This window comes from Cloacibacillus sp. (assembly GCF_020860125.1).
Classification (GTDB): domain Bacteria; phylum Synergistota; class Synergistia; order Synergistales; family Synergistaceae; genus Cloacibacillus.
Map to the genome: position 1 here is coordinate 26,861 of NZ_JAJBUX010000015.1, position 16,070 is coordinate 42,930.

The window sequence follows — 16,070 nt, forward strand, 5'->3', positions numbered from 1 at the left end:
AGTTCACCGTGATACGGCAGGTGTATGTCATTGTGCTTGCGTAAAAGCCGGTTGTCTTTGCGTCGCGGATGCTATTGGGTTTGGAATATCGAAGATTTGCTGAACAACAGGAGGAAAATTGATGAGCAAGGCAACAAAAATAATATTGTCACTGGTGGCGGTCCTAGCGCTAACGGCCGCCGCGCTTCCGGCAGCGGCCGCACAGTTTGTAAATATTGGCACGGGCCCCACCGGAGGAACTTACTACCCTGTCGGCGCGGGTATAGCGAAGATATGGAACTCTGGCATCACGGATATGAGGGCGAATGCCCAGTCCAGCGGCGGTACCCGCAACAATATCCAGTTGATGGAAAACGGAGAGGCACAGGTCATCTTTGCCGACGGCCTCTATTATGACGCCTATAACGGGCGGGACAGCTACAAGGGCACGCCGAAGAAGTTTATGCGCGCGATGGCCCCGCTGTATCCTGAGGCGATACATGTCGTCGTGCGTAAAGGTTCCGGCATAAAGAGTATTGCCGACCTGAAGGGCAGGCGAGTATCGGTGGGCGCCGTCGGCGGAAGCGTGGAGCTTACCTCCGACAACCTTTTTAAAAACGCCGGCATTGACCCCGCCGATATCAAAAAGGATCATCTCGGACACAGCGAATCGGTGGCGGCGCTGCAGGACAGGCAGATAGACGCGGCGATCACGGTGGGGGCGATCGGCATTTCAAGCGTTGTCGAGCCAATGACGCTGGGGATCGCCGAACTTATAGATGTTCCCGACGCGGTCGTTAAAAAGATGATCGAGACCACGCCATATTTCGCTCCGCTTACGATACCGGCTGGAAGTTACAAGGGGCAGAGACGCGACGTTAAGACCTTCAGCAGCCCGAACATCCTCGCGGTTGACGAGAAGCTTGACGAGGCTGCCGTATATGAAATGACGAAGGCCCTCTTCCTGCATAAGGACGATTTGGTGGTGATCAGCGCCAGAATGAACGCCATGGACCCGAAGCATGTGAAGGATATCAGGATACCGCTGCACCCCGGAGCCCTTAAATTTTACCGGGAGATCGGCGCGGTGAAATAGCCTGCGGGCACAGTTTTAATTCGCGCCGGAGAGCTTTGCGGCCCCGGCGCGAATTTGTCAGAGAAAATTCACAAATGGTATTTAGCATTATTGAGAGAAATATTGAAACCGAAGATTTCAACACTCTATTATATACGCTGTATACTTAATTTGCACCGTTATTATATAAAAAGATGTAAAATTAGATTTAGACATATTGCTTTTTGTATTTCATGGGTGAGTCATTATAATTAGAAAACAATCATTTGGTATCCATGATCAAGCGTCTTCAGCTTTTCAATACGAAAGGAGGCTAGTTTTTAGAGGTATCGCCCAACAAAAATTCGATTCAAAAGGGGATGTATCATTTATGAAGAATTTCATCAAACTGGCATTGGTAACGGCTCTCATCGTATCATTTGCGGCCGCGGCTTCGGCGGCGACTTTCATCAATATCGGCACCGGCTCTACCGGAGGTACCTATTACCCGGTCGGCGCGGCGATGGCTAAGGTTTGGAACTCCAGCATTTCCGGTATGAAGGCAAATGCCCAGTCTACCGGCGGCACGGCGCAGAACCTAGCGCTGCTCGGCAAGGGCGAGGCTGAGGTGATATTTGCGGACGGGCTTTATTTCTTCGCCTACGAGGGCAAGGGAGCCTTTGAGGGCAAAGCGATGAAAAACCTTTGCGGCCTCGCACCCCTCTACGCGGAGCCGATACATTTCCTTGTGGCCAAAGGCAGCAATATAAAGAGCATCAAAGACCTTAAGGGCAAGCGCGTTTCTGTCGGCGCCGTCGGCAGCGGTACGGAGGTAACGGTCCGTACTCTTCTCAAGGCAAACGGTATCGACCCCGACAAGGATATCAAGGCCGAGAATCTTGGTCTCTCCGACACCGCCTCCGCCTTCGCCGATAAGAATATCGACGCCGGCCTCACGGTCGGAGCGCTCGGCATCGCCGGCGTGGTGGAGATAGCGACGCTTGGCACCGCGGAGCTCCGTGATTTCGAGCCGGAAGTGATAGACAAGCTTTGCAAGGAGCTTCCCTATTATCTGCCCTTTGATATTCCCGCTAACACTTACAAGGGGCAGACAAAACCCGTCAAGGTAATGGCGAGCTGGAATGTCCTCATAACGAATGACAAGCTCGATGCCGAGACAGCCTATCAGATGACGAAGGTCCTTTATGAGAAGAAGCAGGATATCCTCAATGTATCTTCGAGACTTTCCTCAATGTCGCCCGAGAACCTGAAATACATCCAGGTCCCGATCCATCCCGGTGCCCTTAAGTATTACAAAGAGATCGGCGCGGTTAAATAACTTACAGCGAACAATTTTAGACCAGACCGCGCGGGAGCTTAAAACTCCCGCGCCTTCTTTCGCCAGTTTTTAGGAGGAAAGTATATGGAAGATAAAAAACATAACAAATCTTTATTGGAGGACGTCAGTATGGACGAGGCGCAGGTAAGCAGCCTCGTGGAAAAATATGACGCCGAGAGCCGCTACCGCAGGCTGACGGGCGCGCAGGGAATATTCATCTCCCTCTGGCTCGCCGCCATGGCGCTCTTTCACCTCTACACCGCCGGTATCGCGACGATGCCTATCACTATTCAGCGCGCGGTACACCTTACCTTTGCGATCGTCGCGGTATTCATTCTCTTTCCCGCGACGAAAAAATCTTCAAAGCTGAAAACTCCGTGGTACGATTGGCTGCTGGCCATCGCCGCCGGAGGTGTCACAGGATACATCGTCTTCTTCTTCAACGATATCGCGCGCCGCGGCGCGGAACCGATCGACTATGAGATATACCTCGGCATCGCCGCGATCCTGCTTGTCCTTGAGGCCGGACGCCGCGTCGTAGGAAACGTCCTGCCCTGTATGAGCGTGATTTTCCTGGCCTATTGCTACTTCGGGAATTACGCGCCGGGAATATTTCAGATACGCGGGTACTCTCTGAGCCGCATAATACAGCATATGTACCTGACGCCCGAGGGAATCTTCGGGCTAGCGCTCGGTGTGTCGGCGACCTTCGTCATCGTGTTTATAATATTTGGCGCCTATCTGTCGCAGAGCGGCGGCGCTAAGTTCTTCAACGAACTTGCGCTTGCCATCGCCGGCAGCAAGCCGGGAGGCCCGGCCAAGGTGGCGGTCGTCGCCTCGGGGCTGCTCGGTACGATAAACGGCTCTTCGGTCGCCAACGTCGCGACGACGGGGACCTTCACCATCCCGCTTATGAAGCGGGTCGGCTACGCGCCATACTACGCCGGTGCAGTCGAGGCCTGCGCCTCTACCGGCGGCCAGCTGATGCCGCCGATCATGGGGGCGGGAGCCTTCATCATGAGCGAGTTCCTCAACATACCCTATCTTTCGATCGCCGCGGCGGCGATTATCCCCGCCCTCATCTATTACACGGCGATATTCACGAACGTCCATATCAGGGCCCGCAAAAAGAAGCTGCGCGGCATTCCCAAGAGCGACTTGCCGTCGGTGAAAGAGGTAATGAGAAGCGACGGCCATCTGCTGGTACCAGTGATCGTCGTCATCATCACGCTGCTGATGAAATATACTCCGCTGCGCGCCGGTTTTATCGGTGTGGTAGCGGTCATCATCGTGAGTTCTCTGAAGAAAAATACGCGGATGACGCTGAAGGACAATTTCAACGCGCTTGTGGAGGGCGCCCGCGGCGGCCTTGGCGTGGCGCTGGCCTGCGCTCTCGTGGGATTCATCGTCGGCACTTCGTCGCTGACCTCGCTGGGGCTTACAATTTCCAACAATATAATTGACATATCCGGCGGAAACCTGGTCTTAACGCTGGTTATGGCGATGGTCGCCTGCCTCGTCCTCGGAATGGGACTGCCGACGACGGCAAACTATATCGTCTGCAGCACGATCATCGCTCCGGCGCTGATCGGCATGAAGGTGCTGCCTCTCTCGGCGCATCTCTTCGTCTTCTACTTTGGCATTATGGCCGACCTGACGCCGCCGGTCTGTCTTGCCGCCTTCACCGGCGCGGGCATCGCGGGCGCGAGTCCCGCGAAGACCGGCATAACGGCGACGCGGATCGCGCTGGCCTCCTACCTGCTGCCTTACTGCTTCGTCTACAACCCAATGCTGTTGCTGCAGAATGTTGAAATAGTAGACCTCACAGTCCTTGTCGTATCGGCGCTGTTTGGTGTTATAACGCTTGCCGGTTCGTTTGAAGGCTGGTTCTTCAGGGACCTTAAAGCCTACGAACGGGTCGTATTCGGCATACTCGCGCTGCTTTCCATCTATCACGACTTCTGGATCAGCGTCGCCGCGATGGCCGGCATCGTCGTCGTGATGATCTATTTCAAAAAGAGCGTCCATGACGACTCGTCCTCGGAGGATTTAGAGGGAGCTTCCGCATAGCGGGATGTAAATAAATATCGCATACGGCCTCTTCCCGCATGGAAGAGGCCGCTTTTTATTGTATAATAATCTACCGGGATAGGAGGTGTGGTCAATGTCCTCGCAGTTTTATACAATATTCGCCGTCGCTCTCGGCAGCGGCATCGGTTATAAATTGAACTTTCCCGCCGGAGCGATGGTGGGCGGCCTCCTCGGAGGCCTCATAGTTAAAGCTTTTTTCACGATGGGACTTGACCCGAAGATAGATTGGCTTTCTTATCTTTCCCAGGCGCTTGTAGCCTACGTTCTGGTTCGCGGAAGTGATTTTTCCTCCTTAAAGGAATTGCCCAAGTATCTTCCCGCGGCGATCGCCTACAGCCTGCTGCTTCTTGTTTTTACACTGGGGCTGGCCTGGCTCTTCGCCCATTTCTGTGATATGGACTTTCTCACCTCACTATTCGCGACGACGCCTGGCGGTCTCACCGGTATCGCCGTGGTGGCGGTGGACATCGGCGCGAATCCCGCGATCTCCGTACTGTTCAACATTTGCCGGATAGTCACTGTGCTTGTCGTGGTGCCGATCCTCGCCAATATAATCGTACGACACTGAAAGGAAAACTGAATGGCACAAAGTCAGCCGCTAATATGGCATTCGCTCAATATATTCAGAAAACTGGCCTGCGCGCTGCCGCACGAAAGGGCGGTCGCGCTTGGCGGGGCGCTGGGTTCCCTTGTGGCACGCTTCTCCTCCCGGAAGGTTTCCGAGGCTCAGGATCGCTGCGCGAAGATACTAGGCGTATCGCGTGAAAGGGCGCGGGAGATCGTGCTTGGCTCTTACAATCACTTTGGCCGCGCCGCCGCGGAGTTCGCGCGAATGCCTGTCATGGCGGACAAGATGGACTCTCTGGTCCGCTGCAGCGGCCACGAATACATTTTTGACGCGGTGGAATCGAAGCGCGGCGCGATACTTGCCACCGCGCATATCGGCAACTGGGAATACGCCGCCTGCTGGCTTGCCCACCAGGGACTGCCGATAAATTCCCTCGGCACCGACCAGCGCGACGACCGCATCACCGAGTTAATTAAGGAGCTGCGGCGCGCCGGCGGTTCTAAGGCGCTCGGCAAGGCCAACGACCTGAGAGCGATGATGAAGGCGCTGCAGAACGGTGAGATCATCGCCGTCCCCGTGGATCAGGACGCAAAAAGGGCGGGGGTGGTCTCGCCATTTCTTGGCTCGCCGGCCAGTACGCCCGTAGGTCCCGCGAAGCTCGCCGCGAAGCTTGGCTGTGACGTCATTCCCGGTATCTGTGTACGCCGGCCGAACGGCATAACCTTTGATCTGAAATTCTCTCCGCCGATGAAGGGGCGGAACGGCGAACCTTTCGGCAAGGATATCCAAGCGAGCACCGATGACTTGAACGCGGTCATATCAGACGGCATCCGCGAGTATCCCGATCAGTGGCTGTGGATGTATCCACGGTGGGAATCCGTTGAGAGGGGCACCTTTGATGATTGCGGGGATTGACCCCGGACGCTGGAAGATCGGCGTAGCCTTCGCCGAGGGTGATACGCTGCTTTTTTCCGCGATAATCCCCGCAGATAAGCGCGCAGTCCTCGCCAAAGCCTTTGAGAGAGGCGAGTGGAGACTTCTGGAAGAATGGCGCCAGGAGGGCGGCATAAAAAACATCGAAGGACGCCGCGCCGAAAAAATCTGCATCGGCGACGGTACCTCTTCAAGAGAGTTCGCGAAGGAATTCCCCTTTGAATACAGCGAGACGGATGAATATGGCACGACGCTTGAGGCGAGGAAAATATTTTGGCGGCTGCACCCGCCGGGCGGGATCATGAAGCTTATCCCGCTCTCGCTGCGCACGCCGCCAAGAAACATTGATGATCTTGCCGCCTACGCCATCATTTTGAGGGCGGCGGGTTTTTCAGCTTAACCTTACGCGAACGCCGTACTCCGCGAGCTCATTGTTCATGCTCTCCGCGATGGCCGAGACCGCCGCGTCATACATGTCGGAGGTGAGATTTTTCTGTTCACGCGGCCGTACGACGATGATCTCGGGAGATTCTCCGCCCATCATATAGGGCAGAGCGCATTTACAGAGCATAAAGAGCCCGTTTACCGCCGCCGTGTGCGCCGCGAAGTCCTCCTCAATGAGGTCGAGGAAGAGCTCTCCCTTCGCCGTAAGCTCCGGCGCGTAGACGAGCCTCTCAATGGCTCCAAGGCTCTCCGCGCAGCTGACGACCGACGGCGCTATCGCCTCAAGCGTCATCTCCGCCGTTACACAGCCTCCCGCGCAGCGGGCGACTTCGTTAAGCCGCTTCTCCAGCCCCGGCGCCATCTCCGCGTCAGCGTAGGTATAATAAACCTCTCCGTCCATAACCAGCTCAGATATCCCTGATAGGTCGGAGGGTGCGAAGGGCAGAAAAATTTTTCTCTTCTTAGGCATTTTGCCGGGGACTACTTCTCTTCGCTTGCCTTCATCGCTTCAAGCTTACGCAGCACGTCGCGGTAGCCGTCGGCGCCATATTCGACAAATTTCTTAACGCGGCTGATCGTCGCGGTGCTTGCTCCGGTGGCCTGTACGATCTGCGGATAGGAAAAACCCTTGATGAGAAGGCTGGCGACCTGGAGTCTCTGCGAGAACGCTTTGATCTCCGAAAAGGTGGCGACATCCTCAAGAAAACGGTATGCCTCGTCACGGTCTGTAATGGCGACTATGGAATCGCAAAGCTGGTCGGTGAATTCATCTTTCCACTGGTTTGACATAGTTTTGCCTCCGTATTTTAGAACTTTAATCAGGGACTATATTAAAAAGGATACGCCAAATTGTGGAAATGTCAAGTTGGCTTAATGTACTAAAGTGATTTTTATACGCATAAGGAAAAGGCAATATCGGCAGAACAAATCTATCAAGCTGTAATATAGATATACAGCCGCCGGAACCGCTGAGGGGATGACGGGGTGCCGGATATATTTATGTGTTTAGTCTGCGATGTCTGTATTCCCTATCGCAAATTTTGTCAAAAGAGTGGTAAAATACAAAACGACTGTAAAAAGGAAAGTAAATGCTCAAAGAGGCAAAGCAACGGAATAACCAGGGTGTTATAACCCGATCGGAGGAACTATTATAGATGGCTAAAAACATTACACCGAAGGAAAAAGATTATTCACAGTGGTATCTCGACGTCATCCGCGTCGCGGAAATGGCTGACTACGCGCCGGTGCGGGGCTGTATGGTCGTGCGGCCGACCGGTTACGCCGTATGGGAACTTGTGCAGAAACATTTTGACGACGCCTTCAAAGAGACCGGACATGTCAATGCCGCCTTCCCGCTGCTCATTCCGCAGTCTTTCCTCTCCAAAGAGGCGGAGCATGTCGAGGGCTTCGCCCCCGAGTGCGCCGTCGTCACCCACGCCGGCGGCGAGGAGCTTGAGGAGCCGCTCATCGTGCGTCCAACCTCGGAGACCGTCATCGGCTACATGTACAGCAAATGGGTCCAGTCGTGGCGCGATCTGCCGATCCTGATAAATCAGTGGTGCAACGTCATGCGCTGGGAAAAGCGCCCGCGCCTCTTCCTCCGTACCTCCGAGTTTCTCTGGCAGGAGGGGCACACGGCCCACGCCGGCAAAGAGGAGGCCGTCGAGGAGACACTGCGTATGCTAGAGGTCTACCGCCGCATCATGACAGACTATCTCGCGCTGCCAGTTCTTGAGGGAGAGAAGACAGAGGGAGAACGTTTCCCCGGAGCCGACAATACCTACACCTGCGAGACGATGATGAGCGACAAGAAGGCGCTGCAGGCCGGTACGAGCCACTACCTCGGGCAGAACTTCGCGAAGGCGTTTGAGATACAGTTCCAGAACAGGGACGGCGAAATGGAATTTGCCTATACTACGAGCTGGGGCGTTTCCACGCGCCTCATCGGAGCGATCATCATGACCCACGCGGACAATGACGGCCTTGTGCTGCCGCCGCGTATTGCTCCCGTCAAGGCGGTCATCGTCCCCATCTCGACGAGCGGCGAGAAGATCGATAAAGAGCTGATGCCGAAGGCCGCCGAACTCAAGGCGGCGCTCAACGAGGCGCTTGGCGGACGTTTCGTAAACGTAGACACGCAGTTCCATATGCGCCCCGGAGACCGTTTCTTCTCGCACCTTCAGAAGGGCGTGCCGCTTCGCCTTGAACTTGGCGAAAAGGAATACGCGGCGGAGAAGCTGCGCGTAGTGCGCCGCGATACCGGCGAAAAGATGGACATCGCCTGGGCCGACGCGCCGACGGCGATACCCGCGCTGCTTGAAGATATACAGCGGAACCTCTACAACCGCGCCCTTGAGTTCCGTATCGCCAACACACACAAGGCGGAAAACATGGAAGAATTCAAGCGGCTCCTTGAGGAGAAGGGCGGCTTCATCGAGGTGTTCTTCGGAGGTTCAAAAGAGGACGAAAAGGCCATCAAAGAGGCCACCGGCGCGACGCCGCGCTGCTTCCCCTTCGCCCACGCAGAGGAGCGCGGCAAGTGCTTCTACACCGGTAAAGAGGGCGCGAGAAAGGCGATTTTCGCGAAGGCCTACTAAACATTAAAAACAGAGCATAAAAGAAAGCGCAGCGCGGAGCCGGTGGAAGGTCCGCGCTGCGCTTTTTGTTATGGCTGGGATTTCTTTGTCTCTCGCAAGGAAAGCCGCCGATTATGAAGTGCGGCAGGGCGGCACGCTATTTGGAATATAATCAGCCGCACGCGGTACCGGTATCCGTTGGGGACGCGTGAGGCCGCTTCTTCGGTGAGGATTCTGTTTATTCTTTGATATTCCGCGAAAAAGTTTTTATTGGTAACATACCGGCAAAGCGGGTTGAATTTCAGAGAGGATATTACACTCCCACAGCGCGGCGAGAGTCTCCAGTATTCCACGTTTGAAGCAGTATTCTGGGGAACGGTTTTCATGATAGCGGGCCATCGATGAGGCTCCGTACCATCTGCTGTCAGGCAGTGTTTTTATACCTGCCGCCGTCAGCACGCGATGGACCCCAAACTCTATGAAGAAGGAGTCGCTGTCCCCTAAAGTTTCTGATAACGCGGCGAGGGCGAGATCGAAACGTACCGTTCCGCGGCAGTGCCGCCGGCGCCACACCGGGGCTTCCGCCTCACGAGCCGTAAGCTGCGCGCCGGTAACGGATGAGAAGAGCGGACAGCAGCCATCCCGAAGGGTTGGAAAGGCAAGCGCCTCAATCGGCGCGAGCGCCGGCTCCATTATTGCGGAATGGGCCGCCTTCGGCACGCGCAGCCTTCTGTGCGGTATCGTCCGGCGGTCGAGCTCCCTCTCAAAGCTGGAGAGAGCCCTGAGCTCGCCGGAGACGACGACGGAGCTGCGGCTGTTGACGGCGGCGACGGAGAGTTTCCCGCCATACGCTGTAGTCATTCGGAAAATTTCCGCGGCATCCGCCGCGACATGGGCCATCGCGCCGGACTCCGCGAGGGAATCAATGATCAGCGCGCGCCGGCAGACGAAACAGAGCATCTCCTCGTAGGAGGCCATGCCGCAGACGACCAGCGCCATCAGCTCCCCGAGGGAATGTGCGATCACCATATCCGGTTCTGCTCCCCACGCGCGGTACTGCATCGCGAGCGCCGTGCCATAGATGAGGACGAAGAGCTGCTCATCCATGCTGCTGCGCGCCCTGCCGCGCGAGAGGATCTCCTTCGCGGAAAGCCGTCCCTGCCGGCCGAGCACGCGCTGAGCGCGTTCAATATACTCGCGGAAGACCGGCAGCTCCGCGCAGAGCGATTCGACCGGAATGGGACCGGCCGAGCCCTGCCCCGGCATCGCGAAAACGAGTTTTAGCTTTTTTCGCATTTTCGGAGGAAAGGTATTCAGCGCTTCGACGGCCTCTTCTATCTCCGAGACCGCGAAGGCCCTTCGGTATGGTCCTCTGTCCGCCCTGTCGCCGCCAAAGAGCAGGCGCGGATTCTCTCCGGCTTCCAGACGCTTGGCAAGCCATACGCAGCGAGAAACCAGCGCGGTGTTATCGTCCGCGGATACGGCGTATATTTTTGCGTCGTTTTCCTTTATATGTTCCATCTTTTACGCTAAAGTTGGCAGAACGGCATCTTTATCAAGACAAAAACCGGGACAGAATTACTTGCCGACACAGAAACTGCTGAATATCTTGTCAAGCAGATCTTCGCTCGCGTCGATGCCGAGCAGCGACGACAGCTGGACTCTGGCATCGAAGAGGCAGGAGAGGACGAGATCGTCTCCTATACCGGAAGAGAGCGCCCCTACGGCGGCCGACAGCGCCTCTTTTGTCCTTGTAAGGCACTCCATCTGCCGCGCGGTGACGGAATAACCTCCGGCAAGCTCTCCGCCGGAGAGCGCCGTCTTAAGAATGAGCTCCTTCAGCTCGTCAAGCCCGCTTCCGTTGGCGGCGGAGACGGCGATGCGCGGATGGTCGGGGAAATGCGCCTCGATATCGGCCTCGGTTACTTTCGCGGGGAGGTCGCTCTTGTTCAGGATGATGATCTGCCTCTTCACGGCGGCGGGCAGCGCCGCCTCCATCGTGAGATTGCCCTCCGAGCTGTCTATCACCCGCAGGATGATATCGGCCTCATCCATCGATTTGAGCGAGCGCTGCACGCCTATCTCCTCGATTTCGTCGGTTGTCTCACGGATACCGGCGGTGTCGATTATCCTCACCGGCAGCCCCTTATAAATGAAGGTCTCCTCGATACTGTCGCGTGTTGTGCCCGGCGTCGCTGTGACGATCGCGCGGTTCTCCGCGAGCAGGGCGTTCAGCAGCGATGATTTTCCCACATTTGGCCGCCCGATGATCGCGGCGCGCAGCCCATCGCGCAGCAGCATGCCGCTGCGGCAACGGGAGATGAGCTCCTCGCACTCTGCGATGAGCTCATCGAGGCGTCCGGCGCTTTCGCCCTTGGTGATGAAGCCCTCTCCCTCCTCGGGGAAGTCAAGGTCGACCTCAAGCGCCGCGGCCAGCGCGGTCAGCCTCTCCATAAGTCCCCGTATCTTTTCCGTGAATGATCCCTGCAGCGACCTTGCCGACGCGGTCAGCGCCTCGTCGCTGCGCGCCTTAATGATGCCGGCGACCGCCTCCGCCTGCGCGAGGTCGATGCGGCCATTAATGAAGGCCCGCCTCGTGAATTCGCCGGGCAGGGCCATCCTAGCCCCCAGCGAACAGAGCTCCTCGATACAGCGCTGCGCCGGGAGCACGCCGCCATGACAGTGTATCTCCGCGCTATCTTCGCCTGTATAACTGTTTCCCCGCTCAAAGCGCACGGCAAGCACCTCGTCAAAGAGAGTCCCGTCTTTCGTGTGCAGCGTTCCCAGCGTCATGCAGCGCGCGGGCTGCTCGAAAAAGCGCCGTTTGGCGCGGAATATTTTGTCAATGATAGCCGCGCTCTCCCCGCCGGAAACTCTCACTATCGCGATGCCGCCCTCGCCCCATGCCGTGGCCAGCGCCGTAATCGTATCTTCTGCCATTCTATGCGCTCCTATATCCCGTCATTTAAAATAAATTACTCCGCCGTATGCCGGCGTTGGTAATCTTAGTCTAACATTGAGGTGCCGCCCTGTAAATAAAACGCCGGACGGCGTAAATCCGTCCGGCGTTAATCTTAAGTGTCTGTCGCTTATTGTGAGCCTAAACCTCTAGAGCTCCTTGATGGCGGCGGCGAGGCGTTTCGCGCCCTCTTCGATCTCCTCCGGCTGCGCGAAGGTGAAGCAGGTGCGCATATAGTCGAGCCCCTCTCCATCCTCGGCGTAGAAGGCCGGGCCGGTGACGAACGCCACTCCGTGGTCGATCGCCTTCATGAAGAGCTTTGTCGAATCAACGCCGGGTACCTGGAGCCAGAAGAAGAATCCGCCCTCCGGCGTATGGTAGCGGGTGTTGGCGGGCAGATGCTTTTTGAAGGCGGCGTCCATCGCGTCACGTTTCTTGCTGTAGTGGGCGATGATCTTCGGCAGGAAGCCGTCGAGGTGGCCGAGGCGGCAGTACTCATAGACGAGGGCCTGGGCGACGACGCTTGTGCAGAGGTTCGTGCCCTGCTTTATCATCACCATCTTCTGAATCAGCTCCGGCGCGCCGACGATCCATGCCACGCGTGTGCCGGGGGCCAGTATCTTCGAGAAGGAGCAGGCATAGACCACGCGGCCGCTCTTATCCATCGAGAAGATCGTCGGTACATGCTCCCCGTTGTAGCGGAGGTGTCCGTAGGGGTCGTCCTCAAAGATTATCAGGTCGTACTTCTCGGCGATCTCCAGCAGCTTGGCGCGGCGTTCCTTGGAGAGCGTCGCTCCAGAGGGGTTCTGGAAGTTTACGATCGAATAGATGAATTTGATTTTATGTCCGTCCTTGCGCCCCTGTTCGATGACTCCTGGCAGCAGGTCTACGCAAAGCCCGTCCTTGTCGCATGGCACGGAGAGAAAGCGCGCGCCGCGGTTGCGCATCACGTGCAGCGCTCCGGGGTATGTCGGTCCTTCGACGATGATCGTGTCGCCGTCGTTGAGCAGCACGGAACAGAGAAGGTCCATGCCCTCCTGCGACCCGGTAGTGATCAGCATTTCATCGAGCTTTGTCTCACGTCCCATGCGCGGGGCCATCCACTTTGAGATATATTCCTTAAGCGGGTCATAGCCGTTCGTGGCGCCGTACTGCAGGACGTCCTTACCCTCGCGGCTCAGTATCTGTGAGGCCTCCGCGAATTCCGCCACGGGGAATACCGCGGGGTCGGGATTTCCGCCGGCAAATGAGATGACGCCGGGTGTCTTGGTATACTTAAGAAGCGCGCGTATCGGCGACGGTTTAACATTTAGCGCTATCTCTGAAAGTCTTGCGTCCCAATTTACTGTACTCATAGAAAAATCCCTCCAAAGTAAGGTATAAGTGTATTATACACGCTTTACATGAAGTATGTGGTACGAAGGGCTGATGTATTAATTGTCCGTACAATGAGTTCTATTGTTTATATTCGCCTCTCTCATGTGACTTACTGGATACTATCGGTGGCCGGATGGGCAAAATAATTGAGAAGATTAGATGATATGTAGGAGAAAAAGATGATATCATAACGGTATATGATTTTGTTTTCAAGGAAGGAAGATGGACAATGACTGCTAATTTGCTGCTTAACAGCCAGGAGGTACGAAAACTTCCGGCGGGCAGCCTCTTCAAGGCGATATTTGTCGTAAGCGCGCTCTCGCAGAAGAGCGATAAAAATGGAAAATCATACTATGACGTAACCGTCTCCGATTCATTCGGAAGTATCGAAGCGAAGGTCTGGTCGGACGCGCAGTGGCTTGATAAATCCGAGGCCGAGCCTCAGAGCGCCGACGACCGCCTGCCGGCTGAGAAAATATTGCAGCTTGCGGGAAAGACCGTCGGCATAAACGGCAAGGTCGCGGAATACCGCGGCCAGCTTCAGTTCAACTTTAACAAACTGACGCTGCTCAGCCAGGAGAAATATCCGCCCGTGGGCTATCTGCCGCGCTCGCCGATTCCGATCGAGGAGCTGACCGGCCGCTTTGAGGCGCTTGTAAAGGGCTGCGGCGGCGAGGCTGGCGATTTTCTGCGTAAAGTATTCACCGGAGAACTCTGGAGCCGCTTCCGCGACTGGCCGGCGGCGATGAGCCACCACCATGCCTACGCGAACGGCCTGCTGGAACACACGCTCTCCGTCGCGGAGTGCGCGAAATCGATGGCGGAGTCAATGAGGACCGCCGGTTACGATGTCGATATCGATATAGTCGTCGCTGGAGCGCTGCTGCACGACATCGGCAAGCTGGACTCCTACAGGATGATATCCGTCCCCGAAATGACCGTCGAGGGGGCGCTGCTCGACCACGTCGCGCAGGGATACATGCGCTTCAACGAGCTTGCGGCGCAGTACGGGCTCACCGAGAAGACGCGCATGCACCTTGGCCATATCCTGCTCTCCCATCACGGACAGCGCGAGTTCGGTTCGCCCGTCGTCCCCGCGACGCCGGAGGCGATGATAGTCTCCTCCGCCGACGAACTTGACTTCCGTATGTTCTGCTGGAACGACTCTGTTAAAAACCTCACCGACGACCAGCCGATATCGGCCTGGAACAACTCCACGCAGCGCAGGTTCTGGAAGAGGTAAAATGGGTGCGGAGCTAATAATTTCCGCGGACAACGACGGTCGCCGCGTCGACCGCGTACTGCGCACACTCTGGCCGCAGGTGCCCCTTGGGGCGATCATGAAGGCGGTGCGCACCGGCGATGTGCGCCTCGACGGTAAAAAGACAAAGGCCGATGCGCGCCTTGAAGAGGGACAGCGCCTATATGTGCCGTGGGAAGAAGAGGCGGGCGGGGCGAAAATAGACGGCGGAACAGGAACTGCCGCGAAAAAGCCGCCGCTGGAGACCCTTTACCGCGACGATTACCTTTGGGTGGTGAACAAACCGGCGGGGCTGCTCACACAGCCCGACGTGAAAGGCGGGGATTCGCTCATCATGCGGGCCCTCGCGGAGCTGGGCTGGAGCCGCAGCGATTACCGGCCGGCGACGGTGCAGCGGCTGGACCGCAACACCACCGGCGCGGTGATAATCGCGCTCACGGGCGCGGCGCAGCGGCATCTCGCGGAGCTGATACGCGAACATAAAATAAGAAAGCTCTACCACGCGGTGGTCGAGGGCATCGCCGACGAATCTGGACGTGTCGACCTGCCGCTTTTGAAGGACGGCGCCGCCAATACCGTCCGTCCTGACAGAGATGGACAGCCAGCCCTTACGCTTTACAGAAGACTTTCTACCGCCGGAATGCGCAGCGTGGTTGAGGCCGAACTTGTCACCGGACGTCCTCATCAGGCGCGCGTACACCTGGCGGCGATCGGGCATCCGATCGTGGGGGATACAAAATATGGAAGCGGGCGCGGCGCGAAGCGCCCTCTGCTTCACGCGCGGACGGTAATATTTCCCGAGGACGCGGAGCTGCCGGTCAGGCTGCGCGGCGTCGCCGTGACCGCGCCGCTGCCGGCGGATATGAAAAAATACGAAGAAGGTGCTTAATAGATGAGGTGTGACCGCTGTACGGAAAAACCATGCCGGGACGGAATGGCCTGCACCGCCTGTGATGCCGCGGCGCTGTACGCAGATCTTGAGGACAGGCGCATGATGCGCGCCGCCTCCGAGGTGGAGGCCGAATATTACGGGGAGATCAACCGTATTCAGGAGATCATACTCTTCTCGCGGAAGATGGGATACAAAAAACTTGGTATCGCTTTCTGTGCCGCCCTCTCGGAAGAGGCGGCCAAACTCTCGCAGATACTGGAAAACTACTTCGAGATCTCTACCGTGAACTGTAAGGTCTGCGGCGTGGGAAAGTCTGAGATGGGGGCGATGGAGAGCGACAAGGTTGGTCCGATATCCTGCAACCCGATAGAACAGGCTGAGGTGCTCAACGCGGCGAATACAGACCTTAACCTGTTGCTTGGCCTCTGCGTCGGCCACGACGCGCTCTTCATAAAATACTCTCAGGCGCCGGTGGTGCCGGTTGCCGCGAAAGACCGCGTCATCGCCCACAACCCGCTTGGCGCGCTCTACTGTTCGGCGATCTTCAAGCGGATGATGAAAGAGGCAAAGAACCAGGAAACTGAATAAAGTCCAATA

General features: G+C 56.8%; 15 protein-coding genes. 10 read left to right on the forward strand and 5 right to left on the reverse strand.

Going from position 1 to position 16,070, the window contains the following annotated elements:
• The first annotated feature begins 121 nt into the window (after positions 1-121).
• The 6 genes from LIO98_RS01830 (at position 122) to LIO98_RS01855 (ending at position 6,364) form a co-directional block, all read left to right on the forward strand.
• The gene (locus LIO98_RS01830; protein WP_291952762.1) at positions 122-1,075 is read left to right on the forward strand and encodes a TAXI family TRAP transporter solute-binding subunit; all 954 of its coding nucleotides are present in this window, start codon (positions 122-124) and stop codon (positions 1,073-1,075) included.
• A gap of 349 nt (positions 1,076-1,424) precedes the next feature.
• On the forward strand, positions 1,425-2,372 hold the full coding sequence (locus LIO98_RS01835; RefSeq protein WP_291952765.1) for a TAXI family TRAP transporter solute-binding subunit: 948 nt from the start codon (positions 1,425-1,427) through the stop codon (positions 2,370-2,372).
• Between the two features lie 84 nt (positions 2,373-2,456).
• The gene (locus tag LIO98_RS01840; RefSeq protein WP_291952767.1) at positions 2,457-4,442 is read left to right on the forward strand and encodes a TRAP transporter permease; all 1,986 of its coding nucleotides are present in this window, start codon (positions 2,457-2,459) and stop codon (positions 4,440-4,442) included.
• A 94-nt stretch (positions 4,443-4,536) separates the two neighbouring features.
• Positions 4,537-5,031, forward strand: a complete 495-nt coding sequence (locus tag LIO98_RS01845; RefSeq protein ID WP_291952769.1) for an AbrB family transcriptional regulator — start codon at positions 4,537-4,539, stop codon at positions 5,029-5,031.
• 12 nt (positions 5,032-5,043) lie between these two features.
• Positions 5,044-5,946 carry a lysophospholipid acyltransferase family protein gene (locus LIO98_RS01850; RefSeq protein WP_291952771.1) on the forward strand — a complete coding sequence of 301 codons (903 nt, stop codon included), beginning with the start codon at positions 5,044-5,046 and terminating at the stop codon, positions 5,944-5,946.
• Positions 5,930-6,364, forward strand: a complete 435-nt coding sequence (locus tag LIO98_RS01855; RefSeq protein WP_291952773.1) for an endonuclease — start codon at positions 5,930-5,932, stop codon at positions 6,362-6,364. The genes LIO98_RS01850 and LIO98_RS01855 overlap by 17 nt, the downstream gene beginning before the upstream one ends.
• Here LIO98_RS01855 and LIO98_RS01860 read toward each other — a convergent pair.
• Both LIO98_RS01860 and LIO98_RS01865 read right to left on the reverse strand, forming a co-directional pair.
• Positions 6,356-6,877, reverse strand: a complete 522-nt coding sequence (locus tag LIO98_RS01860) for a hypothetical protein (protein WP_291952775.1) — start codon at positions 6,875-6,877, stop codon at positions 6,356-6,358. The genes LIO98_RS01855 and LIO98_RS01860 overlap by 9 nt on opposite strands.
• A gap of 11 nt (positions 6,878-6,888) precedes the next feature.
• Positions 6,889-7,197 carry a YerC/YecD family TrpR-related protein gene (locus LIO98_RS01865; RefSeq protein ID WP_291952777.1) on the reverse strand — a complete coding sequence of 103 codons (309 nt, stop codon included), beginning with the start codon at positions 7,195-7,197 and terminating at the stop codon, positions 6,889-6,891.
• A gap of 365 nt (positions 7,198-7,562) precedes the next feature.
• Here LIO98_RS01865 and proS point away from each other — a divergent pair, with 365 nt between their 5' ends.
• Positions 7,563-9,005: a proline--tRNA ligase gene (gene proS, locus LIO98_RS01870; RefSeq protein WP_291952779.1), complete on the forward strand. Its 1,443-nt coding sequence runs from the start codon at positions 7,563-7,565 to the stop codon at positions 9,003-9,005.
• A 246-nt stretch (positions 9,006-9,251) separates the two neighbouring features.
• Here the strand turns inward: proS and LIO98_RS01875 are convergent, their stop codons facing one another.
• The 3 genes from LIO98_RS01875 to LIO98_RS01885 form a co-directional block, all read right to left on the reverse strand.
• A complete protein-coding gene (locus tag LIO98_RS01875) occupies positions 9,252-10,505 on the reverse strand; it encodes an acyltransferase domain-containing protein (protein WP_291952781.1) in 1,254 nt (417 codons plus the stop codon).
• Between the two features lie 57 nt (positions 10,506-10,562).
• Positions 10,563-11,924 (reverse strand): tRNA uridine-5-carboxymethylaminomethyl(34) synthesis GTPase MnmE, encoded by a 1,362-nt coding sequence (gene mnmE, locus LIO98_RS01880; protein WP_291952783.1) that lies wholly within the window; start codon positions 11,922-11,924, stop codon positions 10,563-10,565.
• A gap of 168 nt (positions 11,925-12,092) precedes the next feature.
• A complete protein-coding gene (locus tag LIO98_RS01885) occupies positions 12,093-13,298 on the reverse strand; it encodes a PLP-dependent aminotransferase family protein (RefSeq protein WP_291952785.1) in 1,206 nt (401 codons plus the stop codon).
• A 251-nt stretch (positions 13,299-13,549) separates the two neighbouring features.
• Between LIO98_RS01885 and LIO98_RS01890 the strand changes: the two genes are divergently transcribed.
• From LIO98_RS01890 to LIO98_RS01900, 3 genes are read left to right on the forward strand one after another with little or no spacing between them, the layout of a single operon-like run.
• Positions 13,550-14,563, forward strand: a complete 1,014-nt coding sequence (locus LIO98_RS01890; RefSeq protein WP_291952787.1) for an HD domain-containing protein — start codon at positions 13,550-13,552, stop codon at positions 14,561-14,563.
• 1 nt (position 14,564) lies between these two features.
• A complete protein-coding gene (locus LIO98_RS01895) occupies positions 14,565-15,470 on the forward strand; it encodes an RluA family pseudouridine synthase (RefSeq protein ID WP_291952789.1) in 906 nt (301 codons plus the stop codon).
• A gap of 3 nt (positions 15,471-15,473) precedes the next feature.
• A complete protein-coding gene (locus LIO98_RS01900; protein ID WP_291952792.1) occupies positions 15,474-16,061 on the forward strand; it encodes a DUF1847 domain-containing protein in 588 nt (195 codons plus the stop codon).
• Positions 16,062-16,070 lie beyond the last annotated feature (9 nt).